Raw genomic sequence first — 23,834 nt, 5'->3', positions numbered from 1 at the left:
ACCCACCGCGAGGTGAATGGCACCTACGAGAGCATGGATCAGTCACTCAAGGAGAAATTCGAGAAGGTCTGCCGCACTTATGATCTCGTTGGAATTGCTGGCCACAACAAGATGCTGCCACACGGTATCATTGTGACCGAATGGGGGAATTCAATCATCCGGCTACATGAATTGTGTCAGCCTTATCTGGACGAGTTGCGACAGGAGCGCGGACCGGCGTTCTGGAACAATTTCAGCCAGTTGTACGCTGAATCGGTAAAAACATGGACACCGCACTCGGGAAAGAGTGTCGATTCGCCCACCTGAAGGAACATCGAGACTCCAGTGAGGCTCTGCGATGTACGTCGATAACGAACTCAATAGTTCGCGGTCGCACGGGTGGCCCGCGACGGAATATCGTAGGGATGGAATACCTGTCGTCCGCCGGCTAATCAACAATTGTTGACATGATCGAATCCCCGCTATGTGACAGCGCCGAACAGGAAATTCGGCGCGCGATCCAAAGCACACAGGGCGGAGTAAGCGCCCGATCGTTGCGATAGAGCCGCGTAGTGGCATCGAACACGAGCGCATCGACACAAAGGGGCATCCCGATCGATGTCCGGGAACCGAACAGGTGCTGGCCGCTACGACATGGAGCCCACCTGTTCGCCGACCCCTGTTTCCGCGCGGGTGCGCCGGTCACGGCCTGCGCGGCGTTCGCGCTACAGGGCGCTCGGGTGGGACTCATCGATCTTGACTTCGTTGGTGTCCGCCCACCGACGGGCGCGCTCCTTGGTGGAGCCGTCGGCCCAGGCGCCGATGCGCACCGCGCCGTCGACGGTCAGGTAGCGGGTCTCCGGAATACCGAAGTGCTGCACGAGTCGGGAAGCGAGGGCGTAGGTGGCGCGGGTTAGCTCGCGTCCGTCGACGGCTAGGCGGTGCAGATCGGCCAGGGCAGTGGCCACGGGCGGGCGGTGCACCGGTCGCTCGCCAGCGTGCGGCGACCATCGGAGCCGCTGCGTAAGGAAAGTCGCCTTGGTTTCGTCAGCTGGCACGAGGGTCGCTCGCAGCGACGCAGATCCTGACGCACTGGCGTGCTGTACGGCCTGTTCAGCGAGGAACCGCAGGCCCGCCAGGACGCCTGCGACCACGAAAAACTCGATGACGTGGGCTGCCTGGCTGTCGGGTCGTTCCCCAACATAGGCGACGAACGATCCGGCACCCGAACGGTGCAGCACGCACCCAGGCTCAGTGATCAGGTGTGCAGCGTCCGGGCGGGGCAGGCCGGACGCGACCAGACGATCCGGACCGACAGAGGCGGTGTACCAGTCTGGGTTATCTGCCTCTAACAGCCACGGGCTCGTGTCGAGCACGGCCTGTCGAAAGGCGCTGAACTCGTCTGTGTTGATGTCGCGGTACCCGTCGAGGTCGGGAACGAGGGTGACCACGACGTACATTCGGTCCGTGCTGAGCTGGTCGACGAGGTAGCGCTCGTGTGCCTCGGCTGCGTCCAGGCGGCTCTGCAAGCCGGTGAAGCGATCTCGGTAGGCCAGCGCGACCTCGTTCTCGTGGAGGAGGACCTTGCGGCGTCCGACCCGCCGCGGGTAGCGCAAGCTGTCATTGACTCGCACGGCGTGCGGGCCGACGGGGCCGCGGGACACGGCGATGAGGATGAATCCGGTCCCGGGCTGGTCCGGGTTCTCGACGGGCCTGATGGTGAATGGGAGCGGCGGGCTTATCCGGTCGGCGATTACGTTGATGTAGCGGGTGATCTCGGTGTCGACCACGCTGATCCCGCTCGGGCCGGCCGCCTGGGCCATGGCCTTGTCCTCGTCCATGCCGATGATCAGAAGTCCGCTCGTGGCGTTGGCGAACTGGGCGACGTCGGCGGCGAACTCAGCCCTTCCGGAGTCGGTGTTCTTGTAGTCGCCCTTGAACTCGAGGTCGACGTCCTCGCTCACTCGGTTCGTCACGAGGCCGATGACCTGGTGGTAGGTCGCCTGGTCAACGGTCGCGCCAAGTAGCGCTTCGAGCCGCGCAGAGCGAAACACTGACATGACAGCAAGTATGGCCGGAGCACCAGATAGTGCGCCGCCGATTTTCAGTTTGTGTCAAAACGGTGGAGCCGTCCGGACGACGTCGGCGGTGTCCGGTAACCAGCTGAACGACGACGGCGCTATCGATGAAGCTGCCGATCAGGTCCCAGTGCTGGACGTCTCGCATCACGTCACCCGCGTCGCGACGGGCCGGGCAGTCCCAGCCAAGGTCAGATGTCGATCATCCGGGAATACGACATGGTTGGAATACTTGCACTCCGCCAGTTGGTTCCGTTGCTGCAGGTTCTCGCGCTTGATTGCGCCTTCTCGCTGACTCTGCGCCTGTCCTGCGCATGCGCAAGGCGGTGAGAATTGCGTTGCCGGTAGGGCGACTGCAAGTCTCGCTCGGCCACGTGTACTTCTGTGCAGCTACCGTCGTATCAGGAAGGTGTCGACGGCGCGCCGCATGGCGAGGATCTCCGTGGGTTTGGGCTGCCCACGAGACCAAGGTTGTTGCCAAGCAACATGATCGAATCGAACGTGCCGAGCGCCACCTGCATATCAACTCGCCGCTCAACACGACGAGATCACCCGCCTGCGGACGTCCGCCTCCGCGGCCAGCCGCATCAGCCGACTGCCTCAGCAGGCCGCCACCATCGGTTCCCGCAACTAGGGCCTGTCCGCCGGGTCATGATCGGGATACGTTGCCACTGACATCCTCGGCGTGATGAAGGACGGCCAGGCGCCGGTTCGCGCGCCTGACCAGGCCCTTGTCACTCCATACACGCTCAGCCATGCGACTCCTTCGCGATCAGGAGCCCAGACTGTCAACACCTCTGTCAGTTTAGAGCTACTCGACTACGCCACACCGAGCCCAGTGCTCGGTGAAGTTGCTGGCACTGACTTCCAGCGGATCCACGTTGCCCAGCCGCTGGTTGCCGATTCCCGGTGAAAGCATGATCATCTGCTCCGGGCGCTGGATGGACAGCCGCGCGTCGCCCGCGCCGTAGATCTTGGCCGTAGCCGTACGGAACCGGACATCGGAATGGCTCATGTACTGGGTCAGGGTGCCGGGGCCGCCGTTGACGCTGTATGTGAGGCGTTCGGAGATAAAGTAGGCGAAGGGCTGGAGGTACTGTGTCCCGCCGCCGCTGGGATGGGTCCAGAATCCCGAGAAATTCTCGCCGTTGTCAAGGTCCGACACGGTCAGGGACCAGTTGTAGCGGTCCGCGTAGTGCACATCGAGGTAGTACCTGTGGCCCGCGACATAGGGCACGCCGACGTCGGTCACGCCGCCGGTATCCCAGGTCCCGCCGACGAACTCGATGAAGCCACCCGAGTCGACCGTGCCCGTGTACTGGTCGACGTAGACGCCCGCCTGCACAAGCACACTGTCGTTGGACACACCAACCCACTGCGTCATGCTTTCGTACGCACACGCAGACAGGTAGTAGCTGGGCGCGGTGATCGAGCTGTGCGCACCCGAGTACTTCTCACCCGACGCGGCGGCCGCGCGGTAGCCGCTGTAGTTGTTGTTGTAGATCGCGGCGCGCACTCCTGGTTTGACGCAGGGCGGCTTCGGGATGGCTCGGGTCCGCCCACGTACTATTGACTCCCAGTCGACGCGGCTGAGCCCGTCCGACACTGCGGCGCCGGACGCAGGCCGGGGCGGCAAACCGACCTTCGCGAGCCGAGCGACAGACGCGGTCGCCGGGTCGAACGTCTTGCCCGGCACAACCTGGTCCACCAGCAGGCCGTTGGGCATTTTGAAGGAATGGTGGAGATCCCCGTCGGCGTCCGTGGTCACCGCGAGGAGCTCGGCGCACAGCTTTGTCGGGGCGTACAACGGTTTCGAGGATTCGGCGTTACCGGTGGCAGCTGTGGATCCGAGAATTAGGGCGGCCACCATCGGAATCATGGCAAGACGGGCTCGACGCTTCACAGGTCCCCCCAGGTTCTGTCGCTTGCGCAGACGCGTGATCGCGCGACGAATCGTACGGAACGGGGAACACGACCAACAGCGCCACAAGAGTGAGCGGAATCAGTTGGGTGACGTCGTTGCGGTTGCCACCGGTCAGCGTGACGGCAGGCGGGATGCCGGTGGCGTCGGTGATCAGGTGGTGCTTGGAGCCGGCCGGGAAGGTACGCCGTTCCCGGCCAGAGTCGGTCAGCCTGTAAACCACCAGGATCTGAGTTGACGCGTGCGGGAGCCTGGTGGAGTCGTAAACCAGGTGGAACTTGATCGAGAGCACGGGTAGTTCGAGATGCCACGGAGCACCAGCAGAACCAAGGCTAGGCTGATAGAAGCGGAGGCACGCCGCGCACGGGAGTCGGAGCGGGCACGGGAAGCGGCTGCTCAGTTCTCCGTGCTTGGAACGGCCCTCCACACGCGATGTGTGGAACTCGGACTCAAACTGACGCCGTGGGGAAATCACAACTCATCGTCGTCCAACCTCGCCCGAAAGCTCGATCGCGCCCTGCACCTGAGCGACGGTGTCGACGATATTGAGATACCTCTGCGCCTTGACGAGCTCTCGGTGGTGAGCCAGCTGACTACCGATCTCTCTAGTGATCTCATGCTCCTGCCCGAACACGCGGGAATCATCCAGGTTGGCAGGGGATACGTCGAGGCGATCATCGAGGACGTCAACGCCCGTTCCGGGGCAGGATCGCTTCGTCCGTACAGCTATCGCGTCGATTCACGCGTGTTCGCCTCGCAAGACGGCGCCTTCAGACATGAGCCAGGACAGATCATCTTCGCCCCGACCGCGGAGGGGATTACCGTGGAGATCTCGCGTCCGAGTGCTCTCTTCACCGCGTTGGAGTCCCGGCTCTCGCCTCCGTTCGTCCTGCTCGGCGACTCCGGCGAGGACCTTGTGACTCTGAAGATATCGGGCGCCAAGCTCCACGACCAGGCCCATGGCCACGCCGTGCTTAAAGCGGTGGCCAGCTCGTGCTCGATCGGACTTGAAGCTCGGTTCGGCAGAGGTTTCGTTCTGTCACCCCGGTTCGACTGGAAAGGATTCTGGGAACGCGGTGGCGCGCGTTCTCCCCAACGACCTCGCCCGGAGGTCGCGCGGCAGCCCTTGCCACTCATACTCAACGCGTACGCGGACACGGCGGTGAGCTACTACTGGGACGCGAGAAAGCTGGAGAGTGTTCCGATCCACGCGTACAACGCCTACTACAAGGTGTTGGAGAACCACTTCCAGCGGTACGCGGTGGACAGCGGAATCAGGCTCCTCCGCAGGAAAATAAGGGATCCACACCTCGATCTCAGCGACGACCATGACGCGGCGGCATTGCTGGCAGCCGTCCAAGACCACGGTCGGAAGCGGAACTCGAAGGAAGAACTCTTGGCTATGACCTTGGCAATCTGTGTCGAGCCTCATGACCTGGCCAAGTTCATCGCCTCCGACGTCGCGCTGTCGCGCCATCTGGCCCGCAGGGACATCCTTCCCGGTATTCCGGTGATCTCCAAGGCGACCAGGCGCGACGAGTTGGTGAAACGGGTGGCTGAACGCTTGTCCAAGCTCCGCAACCAGACCGTGCACGCAGAAGGCGAAATCGAGGACGGGCGTAACCTGCTGCTCGTTCCCGGATCACCTGCTGCCTTGAGCGTCAGCGAGGACGTCAAACTTATCCGGCACTGCGCCCTAGCGGTGATCATCGCAAGTTCCCGACCACTCGACGTCGAACGCCTCTGACGCCCGCACGTCGCGGGATCGACAAAGGTTGCCAACATGCCGCCCGGACGGGTTCCGCATCAGTACGTTCCGTTCAATCCGTCCAGCCCGCGGTCGTGCCCGCGCGAACTGGCCTTTCCACACAGCACAGCCGGACCTCCCACACGACAGGATGCGGGCGGTCCAGCAAGGGGCAAGGGCTACACCCGTCGTGGTGTGCTTGTCAGCCCTCGGAGGGTGCGCAGTTCGGCGCGGAGATCACCTAGGGGGCGTCCGTCCGAGGTTCGTTTCCATCCTTTCCAACCGTTGTGGTGTTTGCCGCCGAGCGCGGTGAGCGCTCCGGAGGGGTTGGCGTAGGCGCGGCCGTCAGCGAGGATGAGGGTGCCGTCCGGGTGGATCTTGGCGGTGTGCCGCGCACCGCGACCGGGACGGTCCCAGGTGAACTTCTCGCCCGCGCGGACAAGTCCGGCGGCGAGCAGATCGTAGATACCGCCATTACCGCTCCAGCCTCCCAAAGAACGATCGGCGGGTGGCCTCGCCGCTGCGGCGACGTCGGTTGCCTCGGTGTGCAGCCCCATGATCGCCGCAGCGGTCGGTGCGACGGCCCACGGCCAGCGCGGGTCCACACCTTCCCACTCGCCGACCCGGAGCCATCGACTCCGGTGGGCGAGCAGCATTTCCACATCGGCCAGGTCGTCGGGCGGTGACTCGCCCTCGGGTGCGGTCAGGACGAGGACGAGATCTCCCTCGGACAGGGAAGCCGGTCGCTGTTGGGTCAGCCAGCATCCGGCGAACAGGGCGACTTCGCCTTGCCGGTCGGGGTCGGTGTCGTCTAGGACATCGACCGCCAGCACCAGCATCGCCCAGGCATTGTCGGGGTGTCGCATCGGGGTGGCGGCGACCGAGGGCGCGAGGATGACACCGTCGGGCGGAAGTCCCTCGCGCCGCAGTATCGTCACCTCGTCATCGCCGGGGGCCGCGACCCGAACCGCTACCGGTGGATCGGCCCGGGGACCGCCATTCGGCACGGCAATGGCGGTGTCAGGTGCGGGTTCGGACGGTGTCGGCGGAATTGCGTCGGCGGTCATGGGTTCGTCGTGTCCCTTCAGGTTCGGTGTCCGTGCACCGATTTGCTTGACATGTATGGACGCTTCGTAACCGTCGAGGTGTCAATGCTGGTACGGAAACGGACGGTGAATGAACCCGCTTTGTCGTAGCGGTCTGGCCAGTTGCGGTCGTCCACAAGAGACACCCGGATCGTGTCGAAGCCCCGCACGCCCACGATTGGAGTCGGGTCATCCCTGCGTTGGGGGGAATGATCTGTGGGCGTAGAGGATCTCCCGAGGTCGTTGTGCGGGAAGGCGTTCGCTCCGTCCGGCCCAAGACCGTGGCCCGCGAACTGTCCTCACGGGCCACGATCTCAGAGGTTCCGGTCAGGCAACGGCCTCGGCGACGTTCGGGTCTGCGGTCGGGTCCGGTCCCGGAGGCGGCTCGACCAAGTCAAGGCCGCGCAGCCGGTGCACGCGCATGGTCGCCCGGTGATCGCCGCTGGCCTGGTCCAGCCACAACCGCGCCTCGGTCATGCCGGGAAACGGGCCGACCCACAGGACCATCTTTCGCGCGGGCGGGTCGACCAGCACTGACACCACCACGGTTGTAGCCATATCCGGCACGGGATCGAGGTGGTCGGCAAACAGCGCGTCGGCGATCTCGTTGTTCAGTTCGAGCACGGTGCCTGTCGATTCGGCGGCGACGCTGGTGGTGATCGGATCGGCGTCCGGCGGGGCCAGCGCGATCGGCTGCGCGAAGGTGTCGGTGGTGTCGGCGAACCGGTCGGCGACCACGATGGCGTCGGTGCGGTCGGTGAATGGGCCGTGCACGGTCAGCCCCTCGGAGCGTTGGAAACGGATGGCGGCGAAATGTGGCGTTGTCATTGTGTCTACCCCTGATTCGTCGGGTGAAATGTTGGCCGGTCGGCGACCCGGCGATCGCTATGAACGCTCTGCTCGTGTCGAGATGTCAAGCGCCGCAACGCAAATGGGTGACCATCCACACGAGACAGATGTGATTTCGGGGTAACGCTTGACTTCAGCGGCCGACGGAGCGTCCATAGTCGTGTGGCCCGAACACAACCGGCAGCGCACCGGGGGCCACCCGCTCCGGCCGGGGCATGACCACCACCGATCACCAACCGATTCGAGGGAACGTCATGTCCGACACCACCCGCACCCGCAAAACCAGCAAAACCCGCACCACGGGGGCGACCGGCACCGCCCGAACCCCGCACCCGGTTCCCGACCGGAACCCCGACGCCGCTGCCGTGACGGCCCGCACGGACGCCGAAGACGCGCTGTGGGCGGCGTTGCACGCCGACCCGGACAGCACCGCCACCGACCTGTCGAAGGCGGCGAAGATCGGGAAATCCACGGCGCAGAAGATCCTCACCCGATGGGCGGGCGACGGCACCGTCATCCGCACCGCCGGAATCCCCGACGGCGGTCGCCGCTCCGCCGACCGGTGGGCGATCACCCCCGATGCCCCCGCCACCCCGGCAGACACCGAACAGAACCGCGTCGTCGCAACGGTGGACGACACCGCCACGGAGGGCACCCCGCAGCCCACACCGGACACAACCGACACCCCGCCCGCCGGCGGAGCCGACCCCGAGCCGACTGACAGCGCGCCAATCGCCACCGCACCGGCCGACACCGAGCCGGACACCGCTGCGGCCGACAACGCTGCTGAAACGGTTGCCCCTACGGATGTCGAACCCATCGCAGAAACCGCCGAGCCCACGGTCGACGGTGCCTCATCCGACGCGACGGCGGCGCGGTTGGCACCCGGCGCGTTGCGCGGGATGGTCGAGGACCACCTGCGCGACCACCCCGATCAGGAGTTCAGCCCGGTCGATATCGCCAGGAAGCTCGGCGGGAAATCCAGCGGCGCGGTCTCCAACGCGCTGGACAAACTGGTCAAGGACAAGATCGCGGTACAGACCAAAGAACGGCCGAAGCGGTTCGCACTCGCGCCGAAGGAAGCGACCGCCGCCGCGTCAGCCTGACCCCCCCGGACAGCACAGCCTGGTTGTGCCCCAACGGTGCTCGCTCACTGTTGGGGCACAACGACATCCACCGTTCTGGCCGCGCCGACCTCGATGAACGAGATCTTGATTGTGCACGACGGGGTCCATCGCGCGGCGATCCATTGCGTTGATCAACCGCCCGATTTCGGAGCGGGTCTGGCCGCGCGCAACGTCTCCAGGAACGTCGAGCAGCTCGGCGGCGTGGATGGGGTTGTTGTCCTCGGCGCAGTGGTCGGCGTTTGACCAGGAACCGCAAGGCCCACCACGATGCGCTCGCAAGCGAACGGCGCATCCTTGGGCAACCCGTGGAACCGCGGCGGCGGGGGCCGGGGCGCAGCAGGGTGTGCATCGCCTCGCGGACCCGCCGGGCGGGTGAGGTCGGCCGGCGGCCACCGGCGGTCCACGGAGCTGCTCGCCCGCGGCGGCACCGCCGGGGCGAGCGACCTCGCCGCGGCGAGCCAAATAGTTCCGGCGAACCACCGGCGGCAACGGGGTCGTAAATCGGGATCGGCATTACCCGGGATACCGAACCCGTTCCAGGCGAAGGTCGCCGTCGTGGGCGAGGTGTCGCGGACGGCCGGCAGTTCGGCGTGCGGTCCGGTCGCCGACTTGCCGTCGTCGTCGGGAGGGTCAGGGTCCGGGACGAACCAGAACATGTCGGCGTGCCGGTCGCCGCTGGTAGACGCGATCCACGGCCAAGCCGGTTTCACCGGGGCGGGCCGCGCGATGGAACCCGACGTCGCGAGTGCGTTGCTCGTCGAGCAGGGCGCCGACGGTCCGCCTCGTAGGCGTCTTGGGTTGGCGGCGGACAAGCACCCCGGTCGCGTCGGGTGGGGCAAGGCCAGCGCGGCGGGATGTCCGACATCGGCCAGGGAGCCCAGCCAGCGGGGCGCGCGGCCCGTTTGCGACGTAGAAGTCGGCGTGATCACCCACTTATGCGACGCGTCGAGCGAACCCATCCTGCGAGTGAGGCGTGCGTCAGGGGGACGCCACCCAGGCGCATCGGTGCGCGTCCCAGGTCGCCTCGGCATAGAGGCGGCGCAGGTCGGGAAAGCCGGGGCCGAGCATCCAGCCGAGCCGTTCGCAGTCGAGCTGGCCCGGCCACCACCCGGTCCACAGGTCTTGGCCGCAGTCGTGGTCGAGGTCGCACATCAGCCGCTGCAACCCGGTCATCAGGCACCGTGCGATGTCGCACCCACCGTCGTCCTCATGGTGAATGTGCGCCTCGCCGACTGCCACGTCGCAGTCCGGGCAGCGTTCCTCGAAGTCGATGAGCCGGGGCTCGCCACCGTCCCCGCCGCCTTCGGTGTGCTCGGTCATCGTGTGCAGCCTGGTTCCGCTTGTAGCCCGCGATCGGTTGTGTCGGCGGGTTGCCACGCGCGGCCGGTCGTGATCCACACCCGGCCGTGGTCGAACGCGAACACCCAGGAGGTGGTGTGGCTATCCGGCCGCAGCCACGGCTGGCCGTCGCGCGGGTGGTAGCCGTGCCCGTGCCGGTCGTTGGTCCAGACATCGAGCAGGTTGGCCACGGCGTCGGCGTAGGTCACGGGGTCGGTGGCGTCGAGCAGTAGCCGTCCACACGCGAGGGCGCGCAGCCTCTCGGGTTCGGCGTCGCCCTGGAGCGATCCGAGCAACACGGCGTGGCGTCCGCGCCCGTCGTAGAAGTCGACTGTGGCGGTCATGATCCGAGCGGGCCATCGAGGCGTGTGGGCACCACGTAGTAGCACTCGTCGTCGCAGGCGCGGGTGCCCGTGCTGGTGACGAACGGACAGTCGTCGCGGTGGGCTTTGGTGAACGTCACCGCACCGTCGGCGTGTTCGAAGACGCGCAGCCCGCCACCGTGGGCGGTCGCCCAAGTGATCTCGTCGGGGTCGACGCGGCGTTCGCCGTCGAAGCCGTACACGGTGCTCAGCAGTGCCGCTACGGCGTCCAACACGCGTGGCGACACGGCGGTGGTCGTCGTGGGTGGGGCGAGGATGGCGGCGGCGCGACGCAGGAGCCGGTCGGCCAGCGGGGCGAGCACGGCGGCGGCGTCGATGTCCTTGCGCGGGGGCGGGGAGGCGTCCCACCAGTCGCGGGTGGGTTCGTCGAGCAGCAGGGTCCAGCTCTTCACGTCGTTGATGACCTCGACGTGGGCGAAGCTGTACGAGTCGTAGAAGTGGCGTTCGATGCGGACCCGGACGACGTGTCCGGCTGTGTCGATGATCCGGGTGTAGCGGTAGCGGTTCCCGATGGCCTCGGCGGTCTCGTCTCTAGTGATCATTGCGATTGTCCTCCTTCGATTCGGTGCGTCGGACGGGGTGGTCATCAGCTGGCGGTCGGTGTGGTGGTGGCGAGTTCGGCGCGTAGGTCGGCCAGTGGGCGGTGGTCGTGGGCGCGTCGCCATAGGTGCCAGCCGTTGGCGGTGTAGCCCGCGAGGTTGGTGGCCAGCGCGGTCACGGTCGAGACGGAGTACTCGTGGGGTCCGTCGTCGTGCAGGACACCGCCCTCTCCGATCGTGGCGGTGTGCGCGCCGAACACGACCTGCTCGCCGACTTGAACCAGCCCGGCGGTGATCAGCGCGGCGAGCGCGTCGTGCGCGGCGCGACGGCAGGGTGAGCCCGCGGCCTCGCCCGCGAGCCCGGTCGGGACGAGTCCGGCGGGCAGGGCGGCGGCGATCGGACCGGTGAGCGTCGCCCACTGGGCGGCGGTGAGGGCGGCGTCGGCGAGGTAGCGCATGTGCAGCAGCACCGTCGTGGCGACCTCGTGCGGCCAGCGCGCGCCGACCGCCCGCCACGCGCGGACCGTGCGCCACTGCCCGTCCATGGCGGCGAGGACCTCGACGTCGGCGGTGGTGGGGTCGGTCCCGTTGTCGGGTGGGTGCAGGCGCACCACGACGTCCCCGGCGTGTGGGTCGGCGGGCGGCGGCGCGGGCAGCCACACCCCCGCCAACAGGGCGGCGGTGTCGGTGCCGGCTGGGTCGGGCGCGGGCGGGTCGCCGTCGAACCGCACCGGGGCTCCGGCGGCGTCGGTGGTCCGCACCGCCACGACTACCAGCCCCCACGCCCCGGTGGGCGGGCGCATCGGCACGGTGTGCGGCGGTGCCGGGGCGAGCATCACCGCCTCCGGTGGCAGGGCGCGGGTGTGGTCGGTCTCGGTCGCGTGTGGCGTGTTCGTGGTCATGGATGGCTCCCTGTGGACGTGACGCGGGTCGCGCCGGGTGAGGGTCACCGGCGGAGGTGGTGGTGAGGTGGGGGGCCTCAGTGGCCGTAGCAGGCGTCGTTGTCGCATTGGGCTTGGCCTGAGCTGGTGACGTAGGCGCAGTCGCTGCGGTGTGAGGTGGTGACCACGACTTTTCCGTCGGAGCAACGGATGATGTGGACCGGTCCGGTGTCGGGGTCGGTGTTGGCCTCGGCGATGACCCCGGGCTCGAGGTATTCGTCGGCTCCACGTCCGAGTAGTGCGCGGATGATGTTCATGTCCGACCAGCCCTCGGCGGCGGACGGGCAGGCGGCGACGATCTCGGCTGCCCGCTGGATGAGTTGGTCGGACAGCCCTTGCAGTGCCGGCGGTGCGGGATCGGCGGATTCGGCGGGTGATTCCACGGTGCGGAACCAGTTGTCGGGGTTGTCGTGGGCGTGTTCCTCGACCAGGCGAGTCCATCGGCCACCGTCGCGGGCAAGGACCTCACCGATCGCGTAGCTGTCGTAGGCGTGTCGTGCGCGGCGAATGCGGACGCGGATCACCTGTCCGGCATGGTGAACCGTGCGCGTGAGGTAGTGCTCGTCCGTGGTGGTGCGAACAGACTCGTTGAGCGTCGTCGTGCTGGACATCGTGTTCTCCTCGGGTATGTGCCGGTTGATCGAGTCGTCGGTGTGGGGTGGGTCGCGACCGGTCGAGCTTGCGCAGCCATAGGCACACGGTTGCCGGTCCGGTGGGTTCGTTTCAGCCGTAGTCCTCGGGATCGACTCGTCCCCACCCGAGGGCGTCGGCGACGAGGGCGGGCAGGTAGCCGCTTTGGAAGCCTTCAGCGATCCACACCACGGGCGGTCCGGTCGGTTCGGTGCCGTCGGCTTCCGCGTCCTGGGGTACGCACACGACGCGCCCGAGGCTGGCCTGCATCGGGCGGCCGTGTCGTGCGTTCGGGTAGGCGGGCGCGATGGCGAACCGGATGGGGGCGTCGGGGTCGTAGCGGTTGACAGCGGCGACCAACTCGCCGGCGGTCGTGATCGTGTGCGCCATGATGGGTCGCCGTTCAGGGGCGATGACCTCGGTGGTGGTCGGGGTGTTGTTGTCGGACATGGTGATCACCTCTCGTTGTGTTCGGTCGGGGTGGTGTTCCGGGGCGGGTTGTGTGCCCCGCCCCCGGAACGTGCTGGTTCAGCGGGTGGCGGCGCGTAGGGCGGTGGTGGCGGCGTGTCCGATGGCGCGGGCGGCGGTGGCGGGGTCGGTCAGGCGGTGCTGGGTCGTCCCATCGAGGGGGGTGTCGGTGGCGCGGATGGTCAGCCACAACACCGCGCACCCGGTGGCGCGCAACCGGTCGAGTTTGCGTTGCCCGTCGCGGCGGGGCAGGGCGCGGAAGTCGCCGTCGGACACGATCACCAGCAGTCGCGCCGCGCCGGGGGTGGACAGTCCGAGCGCGCCGTCGAGGGCGTCGATGGCGGTGGGAACGTCCTCCCAGTTGTCGTTGGCGTTGAACTCGGTGACGGCGGTGGGGGCTTTGCCGGGGCGGGTGATCGGGCGGACCTTGTTCCCGAAGATCACGCTCGCTGTCTGGGTGGGAACTGTGGTGTGGCGGGCGGCGTCGGCCAAGATCCACGCGGCCGAGGCGACGTGGGCGCGTGCCCATTTCATCGACCCGGACACGTCGCACGCGATGCCCAGCCGTAGCGGTGGGGTCGGTACCGGGGTGCGGGTGGTGCGGGTGAACGGTTCGGCCGTTGGGAGTGCCCCGGCGGCGCGTTGCGCGTCGGCGGCGAGCACGCCGCGCATCCGCAGCCGTCCGGGTGGCACGGGCGAGGTGGTCTTGACCGGTACCCGGTCGCGGACCCCGGCGGTGTTCAGCGCGCGCGCCAGCACCCGCGCGGCGGTGCGTTCCTCGTTGGTGGGCGGGCGGGTGCCCGCCGCCGCGGTCTTCCCGTAGCGGGTGCCGCCCGAACCGGTGAACACCGACCGCGCGGCGCGGGCGGCGTCGTTCGCGGCGGCGGACTCGGCGGCGCGTGCGTCGGCGGCGCGGGCGGCGGGGTCCTCCGGTGCCCTTGCCCGTGCGACGTTCGCCGCGAGGTTGTCCAGCGCGGCGGCGATCGCGCCCGCCAACGGCGACGGTGGCGGGGTGCCGCCCGACGCGCCGGACGAGGTGCCGCCCGATGACGAACCGGACGGGGTGCCGGAACCGTTCGGGGACGGGGTGGCGGTCGGGTCGGGTGTCCCGCTGGTGGGGTCGGGGGTGTTGGGGTCGGTGCCGATGATCTCGCACCATTGCCGCCCGAGGTCCATCATCGTCTCGCCGTCGTCGTCGGCGGTAGTCAGCGCTTTCCGCCATATGGTGCGCAGTTTGGCCAGGGTGTCCGCGCCGAGCACGTCTTCGATGACACGGGCGACGGGGGCGACCTCGGCGCGGGTGAGGATGCCGCCGTCGACCCGTGCCAGCAGCAGGGCGGCGGCGTGGGCGGCGTGCGGGGCGGTCATCTGCGGCGCGCCGGCGGGGTCGGCGGTCGGGTTGAGATCGGCGAGGATGATGCCGGACGCGCTGGCGCGCAACCAATGCCGGTCATCGGGTCGGCGGCGTACTTGCGCGGCTTCCATCCGGGGCTCCTCCAGCAGCATGGCGGCGGCGGCAACACCGGGCGGCGCGGTGGGTGGTGGGTCCCAGGCGGTGTGTTTGGCGTGCCCGCATTCGTGGGTCAGCAGCCCCCACGTGGTCGCGTAGCGGGGGCGGTCGGACAGGTTCGCCGGGTCCACGGTGGCGGGGTCGACACCGAGGTGCGCGGCGTCGAGTTCGATCAGCGCGCGGGCGGGGAAGAAACACGCCGGGGCACCCCCGCCCGCACCGGGGGCGATCGTGACGAGCAAGTCCTCGCGGTCGGCGATCACGGGGACCTCCTCGGCCAGCGCGGCGGACAGCGTGAGCCATTCGGGGCGGGCGGGAAACACGACCGAACCGGTCGCGCTCGGGTCGATGGCGAGGTGCGTGGTCATGGCGCGGTGTCCCTTCCGGACGGTGCGGGCTGGGTCAGATGCGGGGACCGAGGGACAGCGGGGCGACCTCGCTGCCGAACACGTCACGCACCACGGCGGACACGGTCTCGCGGTCGTCTTCCGGGGCGGTGCCGACCAAATTCCCGGCGGCAGCGGCTACCCCCAACACGTCAGCGATCTTCTGAAACGCCAACAGTTCCCGCAGTTGCGGTGCCCACCCGACCTCACCGGATGCCTGCCGGGTGGACAGGTTGCGCGCGGCTTTCACCGCGCGACGGTCCACTTTGAGCTGTGCGGCGAGGTCATAGTCGGTGGACACGTGGACCTGCGCGGAAAACCGCGACGAGAGGGCGTCGGTGAGGACCGCGCCGTGGACGCCGGGGTTGTGTCCGGCGACGACGTAGAAGCCGGCGGCGGCGTCGACGGTCTCGCCCCCGTTGGCCTTGATGATGATCTGGCGGCGTCCGTCCATCGCGGGGTAGACCACGGCGAGCACGGTCGGCGGGATCAAGGTGGCGTCGTCGATGAACAGGGTCCGACCCTCGCGCATCGCCCGGACCAGAGGTCCGTGCACGAACACGTAGCGACCGTCGCCGGTTTGGGTGTACTCGCCGACCAAGTCGGCGACCGTGGTGTCCCCGTCGCCCTGCACGGTCACCAGGTCCGGGAACGCGGCCTCGATCACCGAGGTCTTCCCGGTGCCGGGCGGCCCGTACATCAGGGCGGCGACGCCGGCCTCGCGCAGCTTGCGCAGCGCGGTCACGTCCGGCATCCCGGCAACCTGCCTAGGGTGGTAGGCCATGCCGTTCGGGCGCATCACCGGACCGGTGACCGGTGCCGCCGAATCCCCCGCCCCCACCGAGGCGGGCGCGGTGGCGGTGGCGGTGGTCGTGGCGGGCGCGGGGGTGGTCTTCTTGGGGCGGCGCGCGCGGGGGGCACCCGCCGGGGCGGGGGTGATCGTGGCGGCGGCGACGGCGGCGGTGCTCGTGGTCGCCTGGTAGGTCAGTGGCGCGGTCGAGGTGACCGCCGCGTCGCCCTTGTCTGCCAACACCTTGCACGCGTTGCCCACCGCCCCCGACGACCGGTTCAGCGTGTGCGCGATCGCGCGCGGGGTCAGTCCCGTGCCCGTGTGATCGGCCAGCACCCGCGCGACCATCGCGCGCAACTCACCGTTGCGCAGCCGGGGCACCGACGGACCCGACGACGTGGCCGGCGCGGTGGGCGCGGCGGCGGGGGTAGTGATGGCTGCCGGGGCGGTCGTGGTCGGCGTGGTCATCGCGGGTGGTCCTTTCGATAGGCGCGCGGCGGGCGGGCGCGCATTCCGTGGAAACGTGTCCGGCTATTTCGCCGGTGTCGTGCGTCGGACATAGCTCGCGCCGGGTGTGGTATTCGGTGAGTTTTCCGGTCCCCCCGGCGACAATTCAATTATGACTCGACACCGCGCGGCGCGCAATACGAAAACCCCGCCCATTTTCAAGACTCTTTACGCGTGAATATGACCTCGCCATTCGGCGGCGCGCGCGAGGTCACCTTTCCCGCCACCTTTCGTTTCCGCAGGTCAGCGACCTGCCGTCGTGTCGGACACCGCGGAGTGGGAGCGCAAGACAAATAGAATAGAGCGCGCAGGGTGGAGAAATAACGAAGCGAGCGGATGATTTCACGAAATAGAATAGAGAAATGGGGAAGGTGGGGAGAAATGAAGGTGAGGAACGAATGGCTGCCGACCAGCAAGGAGTGTGACGAGAGCAGGCCACACCGCCTGCCCGATGTGACTCCCTGCTTGTGGCCAAGCGAGTCTGGGACACCAGTGGATCCCCATGCACCCCCGATGAGCTGCGGCTTCCCGAAGCGCACAGGGTGGTCGTCTAACGTGATCCCCCGTATGAACCCCATCCTGATCCCCCGTATGCACCCCCGGCGGCAGTCACTCTTGGTGTAAAGGATCTCCCATTCGACTACCAGGGGTGACGTCCGATGCTGGTTCGTATCGAGGAGAAATGCCGTGGGCTGGTTTGGCTGGTCGACGTAATGGGGGGATCTCCATCGTCACGACACGGGGAGTTCGAGGCTGGTGGCCGCGCTGGCGTTGACCAGGTGCGACCACCCAGCGCGGCGGAGGGGCCACACTGCGGACAACGGGTGGCGAGTGCGGTCAGCGAGCCGGACGGGCGCATGGGGGGAGACGCGGTGAACGCGGGAGACGAGAGGCTTCTTCGAGCCTGGTGCGACCTGAAGTACCTTTTCGGCGACAAATGGGCGCCGGTCATCCTGGTCACACTCCAGGGCGGTCCCATGCGTCGAAAAGAGATTCTTTCCACAATCAGCTCGTATTCCATTGGCAAGGAATGGTCGGACAAACACGTCCTGCACGATAGCATTCTGGCGCGAACACTGAAAACGATGACCGAAGAGGGTCTCGTGACGTGCACGTCCGACACCATGACTTTTCCGCACCTGGTTTACTACACCCTGAATCCAGCCCTCTCCGAATACCTGGAGATCGCGAAGGCGCTGCTCCCGTGGGTGGACGCGCATCCAGAACTCATCGCCCACGCTCAGGCATACGCCCGCCGCAATGGCGACGGGAATGCCGATGACGGGAATGGCGGTGGGATCGGCGTGATCATCGATGTCGCCGAGCGTGCCGCACTCGACATCTCCGACAAGGTCGGCGGGGATTCCGGCCCGGCGGAGGATCCGCGGGTTCGAGACGAGTTCGGCTGACTCACGCGCTTCGGCCATGCCCGCTCCTTACTGCAGGGGGCACGGGTCCGGCGGAGCGATCAGCGCGTTCGGTGTGGTCGGTGTCGTGCTGGCGGCTGAGGTTTGCCGCGAGCCGCCGGGACTTCGCGGTGGGCTCGTCACCGACCTCGGCGAGCCGGGTGGTGAGCAGGGTCAGCGTCCGTGGGATCGCGTCGAGCTGACCGAGTTCGCCCTGCAATCGCATGATGTCGCGATACAGCAGCTCGTTGTGCGGGTCGAATGCTCGCGCGACCTCCAGTAGGTCCAGGGTTTGCTGTGGGTCTTCGGCGATGAGGGCGCGTGCCAGGGCGGACACGGCGTCGATCGCTTCGCGGCGGGTCGCCTCCCTTATGGGTTCGAGCCAGTCGATCTTCGACATACCGTCGGCCACGCGCCCGCTGTAACTGTCGACGATCTCCCGGTAGGCGGCGACGCGTTCGGCGTCGGTGGTGGCGGTGCGGCGGGCGGCGACCGCCGCGGCGAAGCGCCAGTAGTCCACCCGCACACGAGCGGGGTCGAGTCGGTAGCGGCCGTTGTCCGCCGCGGCGACCTCGCCCGCCGTGCCGTCGGTCGCCCGCGACAGGTCGCGCCGAAGCCGCGACAGCGCGGTGTGCAAGGAGTTGGTCGGCCGGGCCGGTGGGTCCTCGCCCCACAACGCGTCCACGAGCGTGTCGCGGGTGGCGCCGTCGGGGTGCAACGCCAGCAGCACCAGCAGCACCTGGCTGCGGGGCTGCAACGCCCCGGTGATCTCCCGCCCCGGCCCGTCCTCGTCGGTTTCGGCGTCGGGGTGCCAGTGCACCCGAAGACCACCGAGCACCGTGACCGTGATCAGCGCCCGCTGCCCGTCGGCCACCCCATCCTCGGTGCCTTCCCTGACGGCTGGGGAGGCGTGCTGGCTGGTCGGCGCCGAGGCGTCCTCGACCTCGCCGCGTGAGCGCGTTTCCGACGACGCCAACCGCGGTGCGGCCTGCGGGCGCAGCCTGGCGCGGGGCGTGCGCGGGCTGCGCGAGCCGAGGATCTCCAGCTCGGTGTCGGCTGGGGGTGCCGTCGTGACCGCCGCGGTGACCTCCAGCTCCGTGTCGGTCATCGACACGACGGCCGCCGCATTCCCACCCGGATCGGTGGATCTGCCGGGTACTCGGCCATTCCAGGGCCGAGTCATCGGCGACACGAGCGGCTCGTCGTCACCGCTGTCGCTGTCGTCGGCTGGTGATTCGGTGTGGCGCAGCAGCGCGAGCAGGTCGGCGGTGTCGTCGCCACCGAGACGGAACATCCGGGTTCCGCGTAGGGCCTCGCCGAGGCCAGGGCTGGTGGACGTGATTGTGCCGTCGTCGCGGACGTAGCAGGTGACGCCGGGTTGCCACTGGCCCAGCAGCAGCCCGGTGACGCCGATCGGGGCCCCGTTGTCGAGGACGGCTTGCAGCCGCGGGTGCTGGTGCGGGGGCCGCGCGATCAGCACCAGCGGCGGCCAGGGCTTCGAGTCGCGGCTGGCGGCGCGCACGAGGGTCTCGGCCTCCAGAACGTCCAGTGCGGCGTCGAGGTCGGCGACTACGCGCACGGCGGTGGGCACGTCGGTCGTCGGCCGTCCGAGTACGGCAGCCAGGTCTTCGGCGGGGACCACCACGCTCGCCGCACCCGAGCCGGCCGGGCGGTCGGCGGTGGTGAGCGCGGCGAGCAGCAACGCTCGAACCGCGGCTGGGGCGCCTGCGCCGACCAGTCCGAGCCCGCGCGAGGCGGCGAGGTCCAGGGCGATCTCGCGGCCGTCGCGCACACCGAGCCCCGGCGCCACCGCGGTACGCGGTGCCTCGTAATGAGCCGTAGGGGCACCGATCACGACGGTGGGAGGCGGTGGAACACGCCGAGGCCGCGGGGCGTCGTCGAGGGCGTCGCCGTCGCCGTTGTCCCCGTCTTCGTCGTCCCAGTAGGAGTCGAGGTCGACTTCGTCGTCGCCGGCGCGGAGGTGCGCGAGGTGCAGCTGGTAGACCACCGGCGCCATGGGCAGGTCGTCGCGGTCACCGCTGCCGGGCCGGTACCGGGCGCGGTAGCGGCGGCGGGCGATCAGCAGCGCGGTGCTCACCGCCGCCGCCAGGCCCAACCCGACGAATATCTCCGATCCCCATTGGAAGGCTGGTTCCCGTGCCCCTGCGGGACGCGCATCCGTGCGCGTCGCGGTCGGCTGCCGCTCGGTGTTGGGCGCGGCGGGCGTGGTCGCCGGGGCGGACAGGGGGGCATCCGTCGGCGGCGCGTTGGTCGGCGGTGCCGTGGTCGGGGCTGGAGTTGGTGCTGGAGTTGTCGGTGTCGGCGCGGGCGGTTCGTGTGGAGGCGGTGCAGGCCGGGTTGGCGCGGCTGTGGTGTCGGCGGGCAGGGCCAGTTCCTGGCCGGGGAAGATGAGGCTGGGCCGGGTGAACGGTCGGCCGTCGGGCTGGGGCTTGCCTTTGTTGGCCTCGAAGATCTCGGGCCAGCGTGCGCCGTCGCCGAGGGTGCGTTTCGCGATCCGCCACAGCGAGTCGTAGACCCCGTCGTGCGGCGCGAGCACCACCACCGACACCGGCCGCGCGGGCGAGCTCACCGCCATGTTGTTCACCGCGCTGGTGGCGAAGACGGCGTTTCGCACGACGACCTCGCCGGGGTCGGCGGGGTGCTGCCAGGCCGGGGCGGTCGCCACGACGTGCGCCCCGCTGCCCAGCGCCGAGGACGACGGACTGGTCGGCGCGGGTGCGGCGCGGTTGCCCAGGACGGACAGCAGGACCGCGCCGACCAGCAAGCCCGCCAAGGCGTGCACGGGACCAGCGCCCGAGAAGTCCGGCAGGCGGACGGTGTCGACACCGCTACGAGCCAGGTCGATCGCACAGCGGAACACGTCGAGGGTGAAGGCGGCCCAGACGATCCAGATCAAGCAGGCCAGGAAGCTCAACAGGAACGTGGTGCTCATCGGGCCGAGCAGCACACCCCGGACTTCGGCCCAGTCAGGTACGTGGTCGGGCAGCGGCCAGCCGATGTAGTGCGACAGCGCCCACGGCACACCGGCCACGAGTACCAGCAGCGCCGCGGTGGCGATCAGCCCTCGCAGCACCCGCCCGCCGAGACAGGCTACGCCGACCAGGGCTGATCGTGCGCGGCGGTCGGTGCTCGGAGGCCGCGCCGGTGTCCGACGTAGGGAGTGCGGTGGTGTGGTCACGGCGTGCTCGATTCCTTGGCAGCGCAGGGTTTACGCGTCGATCAGCACCCCACCGGGCGGTGCCGGACCGGGCCGTCCGCTGTGTGCGGTAGGTGGTGTCATGCGACATCGGCCGGGACGCGCGCCGCCTTGTCCTCGGCGGTGGAGCTGGTCCGCAACTCGGCCGCCGTGCTCACCGCCGGCGCCGATGCTGTGGTGCGCGCTGATCGTCCGCCGCCGGTGTCGTCAGCCTTCGTGGGCCGCTTGCGGGTGGGCCGTGTGGGCTTGCGGCGGGCGCGGGCATCGCGCCAGCGGGTGAGATCGGCAGCTGGCAGGTCGGTGAAGGCGGCCAGCTCGTCGACGTCCATGACGTCGTGCACGGCGGCGAGCACATCGCCGAGTTCACGCTCGATGTCGTCGAGCTGCTCGGCGAGCACGGCCCGGCGCCCGGCGAGTTCGCCGACCTGCCGGGCCGCCGCGGCGCGTTTCGCGCTGCGGGCGGCATCGGCCTGTTGCACCCGCCGTTCGATCTCCTCGGTCGTCGCCATCCTGCTCTCCTTGTCGTTGACACGCCTCGGGTTCGGGTGGTCATGGGTCGATGGTCAGCACCCCGCGTTGCGGGTGGGCACTCCCGGTGCCGTGCACCGTCAAACTGGAGATCCCCACCAGGCCCAGCAACTGGGTGCCGTGGGTCGCGGTGACGGTGACCGTGACGGTGTCGCCGGACACGGTCACCGTCCCATCGGCGCCGACGGTGGCGAGGTAGCTGTGGGCGGCTGCAACAGCCTGGGTGGGCACCAGGTGCAGGGCGCCGGTCTCGCGGTAGGAGGTCAGGTCGATGGCCTGGGCGCCGGCGCGAGCTGCGGCCTCGGCCTGGCCGTTGGCCTTGACCTTGCTCGACAAGGCCGACCCACCGTCGAGGGTCAGACCGGCCAGCGCGAGGATCCCGACGGTGAGCACCAAGACGAAAACGGTTGCCCGGCCGTCGTCGGCCCGCCAGTACGCGGCTCGGCGGGCTCGCCACTGCTGAGCCCACCGGATCGGCCGCATGTAGCGGCTGCCGCGGTTCACGAGCCACCCCCGTGGGCCGTGAACTCATCCTGAGCGCGCCACCACGTCAGACCGCACACCGATACGCCGTGAGGCTGGGGAACCGGTGCCGTGGCGGGGTGGCCAGAATGGGCAGCGTGACCAAGCCCGATGCAGGACCCTCGCCGTCGGCAAGCCAGGACACTTTGACGGCCTGGCACGAGGCTGGTCACGCGGTCGTCTACGTGTTGCAGGGCCGGTCGCTGCGCTACGTCACCCTGCGCCCTCGTGGCACCGGACGAGCCGGGTTCACCGCGGTCCGGCCTCGCGCGGTGGAGTTGTCCACGGTCGCCGTGGTCGCGCACGCCGGACCGCTCGCCCAGGCCCGCCACGTCCTCGACACCACCAGTGACATCGAGCTGCGCCGCGAGGGCATCACCGCCGACGACGTCAGGCTCGACGCCTACCTGCACGGTGGACACGACGACCTGCAGCTCATCGCGCAGGCTCGCCGCGCCTACGGCCTCCCTGCCAGGCAGGCAGATCCGTGGGCCGGTATGGCGCAGGACCTGCTCGACCGATACTGGCCGCAGGTCGCCCAGATCGCGGCGGGACTGCTGGAGCACCGGACACTGACCGGGCAGCAGGTCCGGCACTACCTCGACGCGGCACCGACGCTGTGAGCGGTTCATCGGCCATTCCCCACTCGGCTCTCAAAGCTCGTGAACTCGCCGGTGGCCGCACGCCAGGTGTCGATCGGCTCGATCGCCGTGGCGGACAAGGTCTTGGAGGGCACGCCGAGGATCAGAGCGTCGCCGAAGTCCACCGTGCAGGTGATGGTCACGCTGATCGTGCCGCCGGGGCGCATCCCTGCGGCGGCGGTGTTCACGGTCAGAGACGCACAGCTCACCCCGGCCGAGGACAACGAGCTGCTTGCGGTGGACTCGGCCGCCGTCGTGGCGGTGGCGGGGCTGCGTTGGATGCTGGCGGCGCGAGCGGCTTGGTGCGCGGCGCCCTCGATCCGCAACCTGGCGTCGACACCGCGGTGGACGACCACGGCGACGAACACCAGCAGCATGATCAGAAACGGGGCGGCGATGGTGACTTCGGCGGCCACGGAACCCCGATCGTCCCGCCACCATGCCACCCACCACCGGCAGGCACGGCGTTCGCCGCGCAGCGGCCGTCCCGGGCCACGCAGCGGGCACGCGGCGGCGCGGCCCGGTGTCGTGGTCGGTGCGGATGGGGTGGTTGTCATCGCGCTCACCCGCCCGCCAGGTCCGGTACCCAACGCTCGACCGGTCCGACGGCCTCGGCGTGGACGGGCAGGCTCAGGAACGGGATCACCGAGGTGGCGGTCCCGGTGATTCGGATCGACACGGTGGTCGTGGTGCGGTCGGTGGCCACGGCGGCGCCGGTCAGCGGGCCGCGGGCGAGTTGGTCGAGCATCTGCTGCGCACTGGCACTACCCGCGGCCGCCGTGCCGCTCTGGGCTCGCGCGACGGCGAGCCCTTGGGAGGCAGCGGCTTGCGCGATATGCGTGGCGTGCGACCACAGGGCGAGCTGCACGATCGCCAGCAGCATCAACAACAACAGCGGCGTGGCGACGACCAGCTCGGCGCTGACCGCGCCGCGTTCGCCGCGCAGCAGCTCCCGCAGACGGCGGCACCTATGCGCCCGCCCGCGTCGGCATGGTCGCGCCTCGTGTGGCCTGGTCACGGCTAGAAGGTGATGCCGTTGGCTTTTGTGACGACCTTGGCCACGATGATCGCGATGACCGCGAGCGCGGCCACCACGAGCAGCGCGGTCACCAGGACCGTCTCGGTCGAGTACCCGGCGTCGGGCTGCTGGTGGAGTTTCTCCCACCGGCCTTTCAGCGCCGCCCACAATGCCGTCAGATGAGGGTCGAGCATTGTGTCCTCCTTTCGGTGTGCGCCTCGTGG

Annotated in this window: 24 protein-coding genes and 1 pseudogene; 6 read left to right on the top strand and 19 right to left on the bottom strand. The window is 68.8% G+C overall.

The genetic code is table 11. The features are described 5' to 3' along the window. Nucleotides 1-12 precede the first annotated feature (12 nt). Nucleotides 13-306 (top strand): DUF4760 domain-containing protein, encoded by a 294-nt coding sequence (locus tag C8E96_RS14070; RefSeq protein ID WP_133794445.1) that lies wholly within the window; start codon nt 13-15, stop codon nt 304-306. 398 nt (nt 307-704) lie between these two features. Here C8E96_RS14070 and C8E96_RS14065 read toward each other — a convergent pair whose 3' ends face one another. The 3 genes and pseudogenes from C8E96_RS14065 to C8E96_RS14055 all read right to left on the bottom strand — a co-directional run. Continuing rightward, nucleotides 705-2,039, bottom strand: a complete 1,335-nt coding sequence (locus tag C8E96_RS14065) for an AlbA family DNA-binding domain-containing protein (RefSeq protein WP_091373291.1) — start codon at nt 2,037-2,039, stop codon at nt 705-707. An 829-nt stretch (nt 2,040-2,868) separates the two neighbouring features. Beyond that, on the bottom strand, nt 2,869-3,864 hold the full coding sequence (locus C8E96_RS14060; RefSeq protein ID WP_091373288.1) for a G1 family glutamic endopeptidase: 996 nt from the start codon (nt 3,862-3,864) through the stop codon (nt 2,869-2,871). Between the two features lie 187 nt (nt 3,865-4,051). After that, nucleotides 4,052-4,150 (bottom strand): annotated as a pseudogene (locus tag C8E96_RS14055) (IS5/IS1182 family transposase); the annotation flags it as partial. A 264-nt stretch (nt 4,151-4,414) separates the two neighbouring features. Between C8E96_RS14055 and C8E96_RS14050 the strand changes: the two are divergent. Next, nucleotides 4,415-5,725, top strand: a complete 1,311-nt coding sequence (locus tag C8E96_RS14050; protein ID WP_133794443.1) for a hypothetical protein — start codon at nt 4,415-4,417, stop codon at nt 5,723-5,725. A gap of 179 nt (nt 5,726-5,904) precedes the next feature. Here C8E96_RS14050 and C8E96_RS14045 read toward each other — a convergent pair whose 3' ends face one another. Both C8E96_RS14045 and C8E96_RS14040 read right to left on the bottom strand, forming a co-directional pair. Continuing rightward, nucleotides 5,905-6,663, bottom strand: coding sequence for a restriction system modified-DNA reader domain-containing protein (locus C8E96_RS14045; protein ID WP_091373278.1), 759 nt, complete (start codon nt 6,661-6,663; stop codon nt 5,905-5,907). A 474-nt stretch (nt 6,664-7,137) separates the two neighbouring features. Next, the gene (locus tag C8E96_RS14040) at nt 7,138-7,638 is read right to left on the bottom strand and encodes a hypothetical protein (RefSeq protein ID WP_091373275.1); all 501 of its coding nucleotides are present in this window, start codon (nt 7,636-7,638) and stop codon (nt 7,138-7,140) included. 275 nt (nt 7,639-7,913) lie between these two features. Between C8E96_RS14040 and C8E96_RS33270 the strand changes: the two genes are divergently transcribed. Together C8E96_RS33270 and C8E96_RS33265 are read left to right on the top strand one after the other, a co-directional pair. Then, complete coding sequence (locus C8E96_RS33270) at nt 7,914-8,765, top strand: MarR family transcriptional regulator (protein WP_091373272.1); 852 nt, start codon at nt 7,914-7,916, stop codon at nt 8,763-8,765. A 93-nt stretch (nt 8,766-8,858) separates the two neighbouring features. Further along, the gene (locus C8E96_RS33265; protein ID WP_166657990.1) at nt 8,859-9,029 is read left to right on the top strand and encodes a hypothetical protein; all 171 of its coding nucleotides are present in this window, start codon (nt 8,859-8,861) and stop codon (nt 9,027-9,029) included. A gap of 735 nt (nt 9,030-9,764) precedes the next feature. On the opposite strand, the gene C8E96_RS14030 is transcribed toward C8E96_RS33265, so the two are convergent. The 8 genes from C8E96_RS14030 to C8E96_RS13995 form a co-directional block, all read right to left on the bottom strand. Further along, nucleotides 9,765-10,106: a hypothetical protein gene (locus C8E96_RS14030; RefSeq protein ID WP_091373269.1), complete on the bottom strand. Its 342-nt coding sequence runs from the start codon at nt 10,104-10,106 to the stop codon at nt 9,765-9,767. After that, nucleotides 10,103-10,468, bottom strand: a complete 366-nt coding sequence (locus C8E96_RS14025) for a hypothetical protein (protein WP_091373266.1) — start codon at nt 10,466-10,468, stop codon at nt 10,103-10,105. The genes C8E96_RS14030 and C8E96_RS14025 overlap by 4 nt, the downstream gene beginning before the upstream one ends. Further along, nucleotides 10,465-11,049, bottom strand: coding sequence for a hypothetical protein (locus tag C8E96_RS14020; RefSeq protein WP_176926747.1), 585 nt, complete (start codon nt 11,047-11,049; stop codon nt 10,465-10,467). Before C8E96_RS14020 ends, C8E96_RS14025 begins: the two co-directional genes overlap by 4 nt. Nucleotides 11,050-11,093: 44 nt before the next feature. Next, a complete protein-coding gene (locus C8E96_RS14015) occupies nt 11,094-11,948 on the bottom strand; it encodes a restriction system modified-DNA reader domain-containing protein (protein ID WP_091373260.1) in 855 nt (284 codons plus the stop codon). Between the two features lie 77 nt (nt 11,949-12,025). Continuing rightward, nucleotides 12,026-12,598 (bottom strand): hypothetical protein, encoded by a 573-nt coding sequence (locus C8E96_RS14010; RefSeq protein WP_091373256.1) that lies wholly within the window; start codon nt 12,596-12,598, stop codon nt 12,026-12,028. Nucleotides 12,599-12,710: 112 nt separating this feature from the next. Beyond that, nucleotides 12,711-13,067, bottom strand: a complete 357-nt coding sequence (locus C8E96_RS14005; protein ID WP_228769812.1) for a hypothetical protein — start codon at nt 13,065-13,067, stop codon at nt 12,711-12,713. Between the two features lie 78 nt (nt 13,068-13,145). Beyond that, nucleotides 13,146-14,963 carry a vWA domain-containing protein gene (locus C8E96_RS14000; RefSeq protein WP_091373252.1) on the bottom strand — a complete coding sequence of 606 codons (1,818 nt, stop codon included), beginning with the start codon at nt 14,961-14,963 and terminating at the stop codon, nt 13,146-13,148. Nucleotides 14,964-14,997: 34 nt separating this feature from the next. Further along, nucleotides 14,998-16,239, bottom strand: a complete 1,242-nt coding sequence (locus tag C8E96_RS13995) for an AAA family ATPase (RefSeq protein WP_091373249.1) — start codon at nt 16,237-16,239, stop codon at nt 14,998-15,000. 911 nt (nt 16,240-17,150) lie between these two features. Between C8E96_RS13995 and C8E96_RS13990 the strand changes: the two genes are divergently transcribed. After that, nucleotides 17,151-17,687, top strand: a complete 537-nt coding sequence (locus C8E96_RS13990) for a winged helix-turn-helix transcriptional regulator (protein ID WP_091374173.1) — start codon at nt 17,151-17,153, stop codon at nt 17,685-17,687. 1 nt (nt 17,688) lies between these two features. Here the strand turns inward: C8E96_RS13990 and C8E96_RS13985 are convergent, their stop codons facing one another. From C8E96_RS13985 to C8E96_RS13975, 3 genes are all read right to left on the bottom strand, one after another. Continuing rightward, a complete protein-coding gene (locus tag C8E96_RS13985; RefSeq protein WP_091373246.1) occupies nt 17,689-20,883 on the bottom strand; it encodes a BTAD domain-containing putative transcriptional regulator in 3,195 nt (1,064 codons plus the stop codon). A gap of 98 nt (nt 20,884-20,981) precedes the next feature. Next, a complete protein-coding gene (locus C8E96_RS13980) occupies nt 20,982-21,410 on the bottom strand; it encodes a hypothetical protein (protein WP_091373242.1) in 429 nt (142 codons plus the stop codon). Nucleotides 21,411-21,450: 40 nt separating this feature from the next. Then, nucleotides 21,451-21,933 carry a pilus assembly protein TadG-related protein gene (locus tag C8E96_RS13975; RefSeq protein ID WP_228769811.1) on the bottom strand — a complete coding sequence of 161 codons (483 nt, stop codon included), beginning with the start codon at nt 21,931-21,933 and terminating at the stop codon, nt 21,451-21,453. 116 nt (nt 21,934-22,049) lie between these two features. Here C8E96_RS13975 and C8E96_RS13970 point away from each other — a divergent pair, with 116 nt between their 5' ends. Next, entirely contained in the window at nt 22,050-22,574 is a 525-nt protein-coding gene (locus tag C8E96_RS13970; RefSeq protein ID WP_166657989.1) for an FtsH/Yme1/Tma family ATP-dependent metallopeptidase, read from the top strand. A gap of 5 nt (nt 22,575-22,579) precedes the next feature. Here the strand turns inward: C8E96_RS13970 and C8E96_RS13965 are convergent, their stop codons facing one another. The 3 genes from C8E96_RS13965 to C8E96_RS13955 are packed head-to-tail and all read right to left on the bottom strand — an operon-like array spanning nt 22,580 to nt 23,804. Next, nucleotides 22,580-23,149 carry a TadE/TadG family type IV pilus assembly protein gene (locus C8E96_RS13965; protein WP_228769810.1) on the bottom strand — a complete coding sequence of 190 codons (570 nt, stop codon included), beginning with the start codon at nt 23,147-23,149 and terminating at the stop codon, nt 22,580-22,582. A gap of 5 nt (nt 23,150-23,154) precedes the next feature. Next, a complete protein-coding gene (locus C8E96_RS13960) occupies nt 23,155-23,610 on the bottom strand; it encodes a TadE/TadG family type IV pilus assembly protein (RefSeq protein ID WP_228769809.1) in 456 nt (151 codons plus the stop codon). Between the two features lie 2 nt (nt 23,611-23,612). After that, nucleotides 23,613-23,804, bottom strand: a complete 192-nt coding sequence (locus C8E96_RS13955) for a hypothetical protein (RefSeq protein WP_091373232.1) — start codon at nt 23,802-23,804, stop codon at nt 23,613-23,615. Nucleotides 23,805-23,834: the final 30 nt, after the last annotated feature.

The organism is Actinokineospora alba (assembly GCF_004362515.1).
Taxonomy (GTDB): domain Bacteria; phylum Actinomycetota; class Actinomycetes; order Mycobacteriales; family Pseudonocardiaceae; genus Actinokineospora; species Actinokineospora alba.
This window is presented reverse-complemented; position numbering and strand designations above follow the sequence as displayed.

Coding starts and splice junctions, on each gene's coding strand:
- C8E96_RS14065 (WP_091373291.1), bottom strand. CDS start 2,039: ATGTCAGTGTTTCGCTCTGCGCGGCTCGAAGCGCTACTTGGCGCGACC.
- C8E96_RS14040 (WP_091373275.1), bottom strand. CDS start 7,638: ATGACAACGCCACATTTCGCCGCCATCCGTTTCCAACGCTCCGAGGGG.
- C8E96_RS33270 (WP_091373272.1), top strand. CDS start 7,914: ATGTCCGACACCACCCGCACCCGCAAAACCAGCAAAACCCGCACCACG.
- C8E96_RS33265 (WP_166657990.1), top strand. CDS start 8,859: ATGAACGAGATCTTGATTGTGCACGACGGGGTCCATCGCGCGGCGATC.
- C8E96_RS14030 (WP_091373269.1), bottom strand. CDS start 10,106: ATGACCGAGCACACCGAAGGCGGCGGGGACGGTGGCGAGCCCCGGCTC.
- C8E96_RS14025 (WP_091373266.1), bottom strand. CDS start 10,468: ATGACCGCCACAGTCGACTTCTACGACGGGCGCGGACGCCACGCCGTG.
- C8E96_RS14020 (WP_176926747.1), bottom strand. CDS start 11,049: ATGATCACTAGAGACGAGACCGCCGAGGCCATCGGGAACCGCTACCGC.
- C8E96_RS14015 (WP_091373260.1), bottom strand. CDS start 11,948: ATGACCACGAACACGCCACACGCGACCGAGACCGACCACACCCGCGCC.
- C8E96_RS14010 (WP_091373256.1), bottom strand. CDS start 12,598: ATGTCCAGCACGACGACGCTCAACGAGTCTGTTCGCACCACCACGGAC.
- C8E96_RS14005 (WP_228769812.1), bottom strand. CDS start 13,067: ATGTCCGACAACAACACCCCGACCACCACCGAGGTCATCGCCCCTGAA.
- C8E96_RS14000 (WP_091373252.1), bottom strand. CDS start 14,963: ATGACCACGCACCTCGCCATCGACCCGAGCGCGACCGGTTCGGTCGTG.
- C8E96_RS13995 (WP_091373249.1), bottom strand. CDS start 16,239: ATGACCACGCCGACCACGACCGCCCCGGCAGCCATCACTACCCCCGCC.
- C8E96_RS13980 (WP_091373242.1), bottom strand. CDS start 21,410: ATGGCGACGACCGAGGAGATCGAACGGCGGGTGCAACAGGCCGATGCC.
- C8E96_RS13965 (WP_228769810.1), bottom strand. CDS start 23,149: ATGACAACCACCCCATCCGCACCGACCACGACACCGGGCCGCGCCGCC.
- C8E96_RS13955 (WP_091373232.1), bottom strand. CDS start 23,804: ATGCTCGACCCTCATCTGACGGCATTGTGGGCGGCGCTGAAAGGCCGG.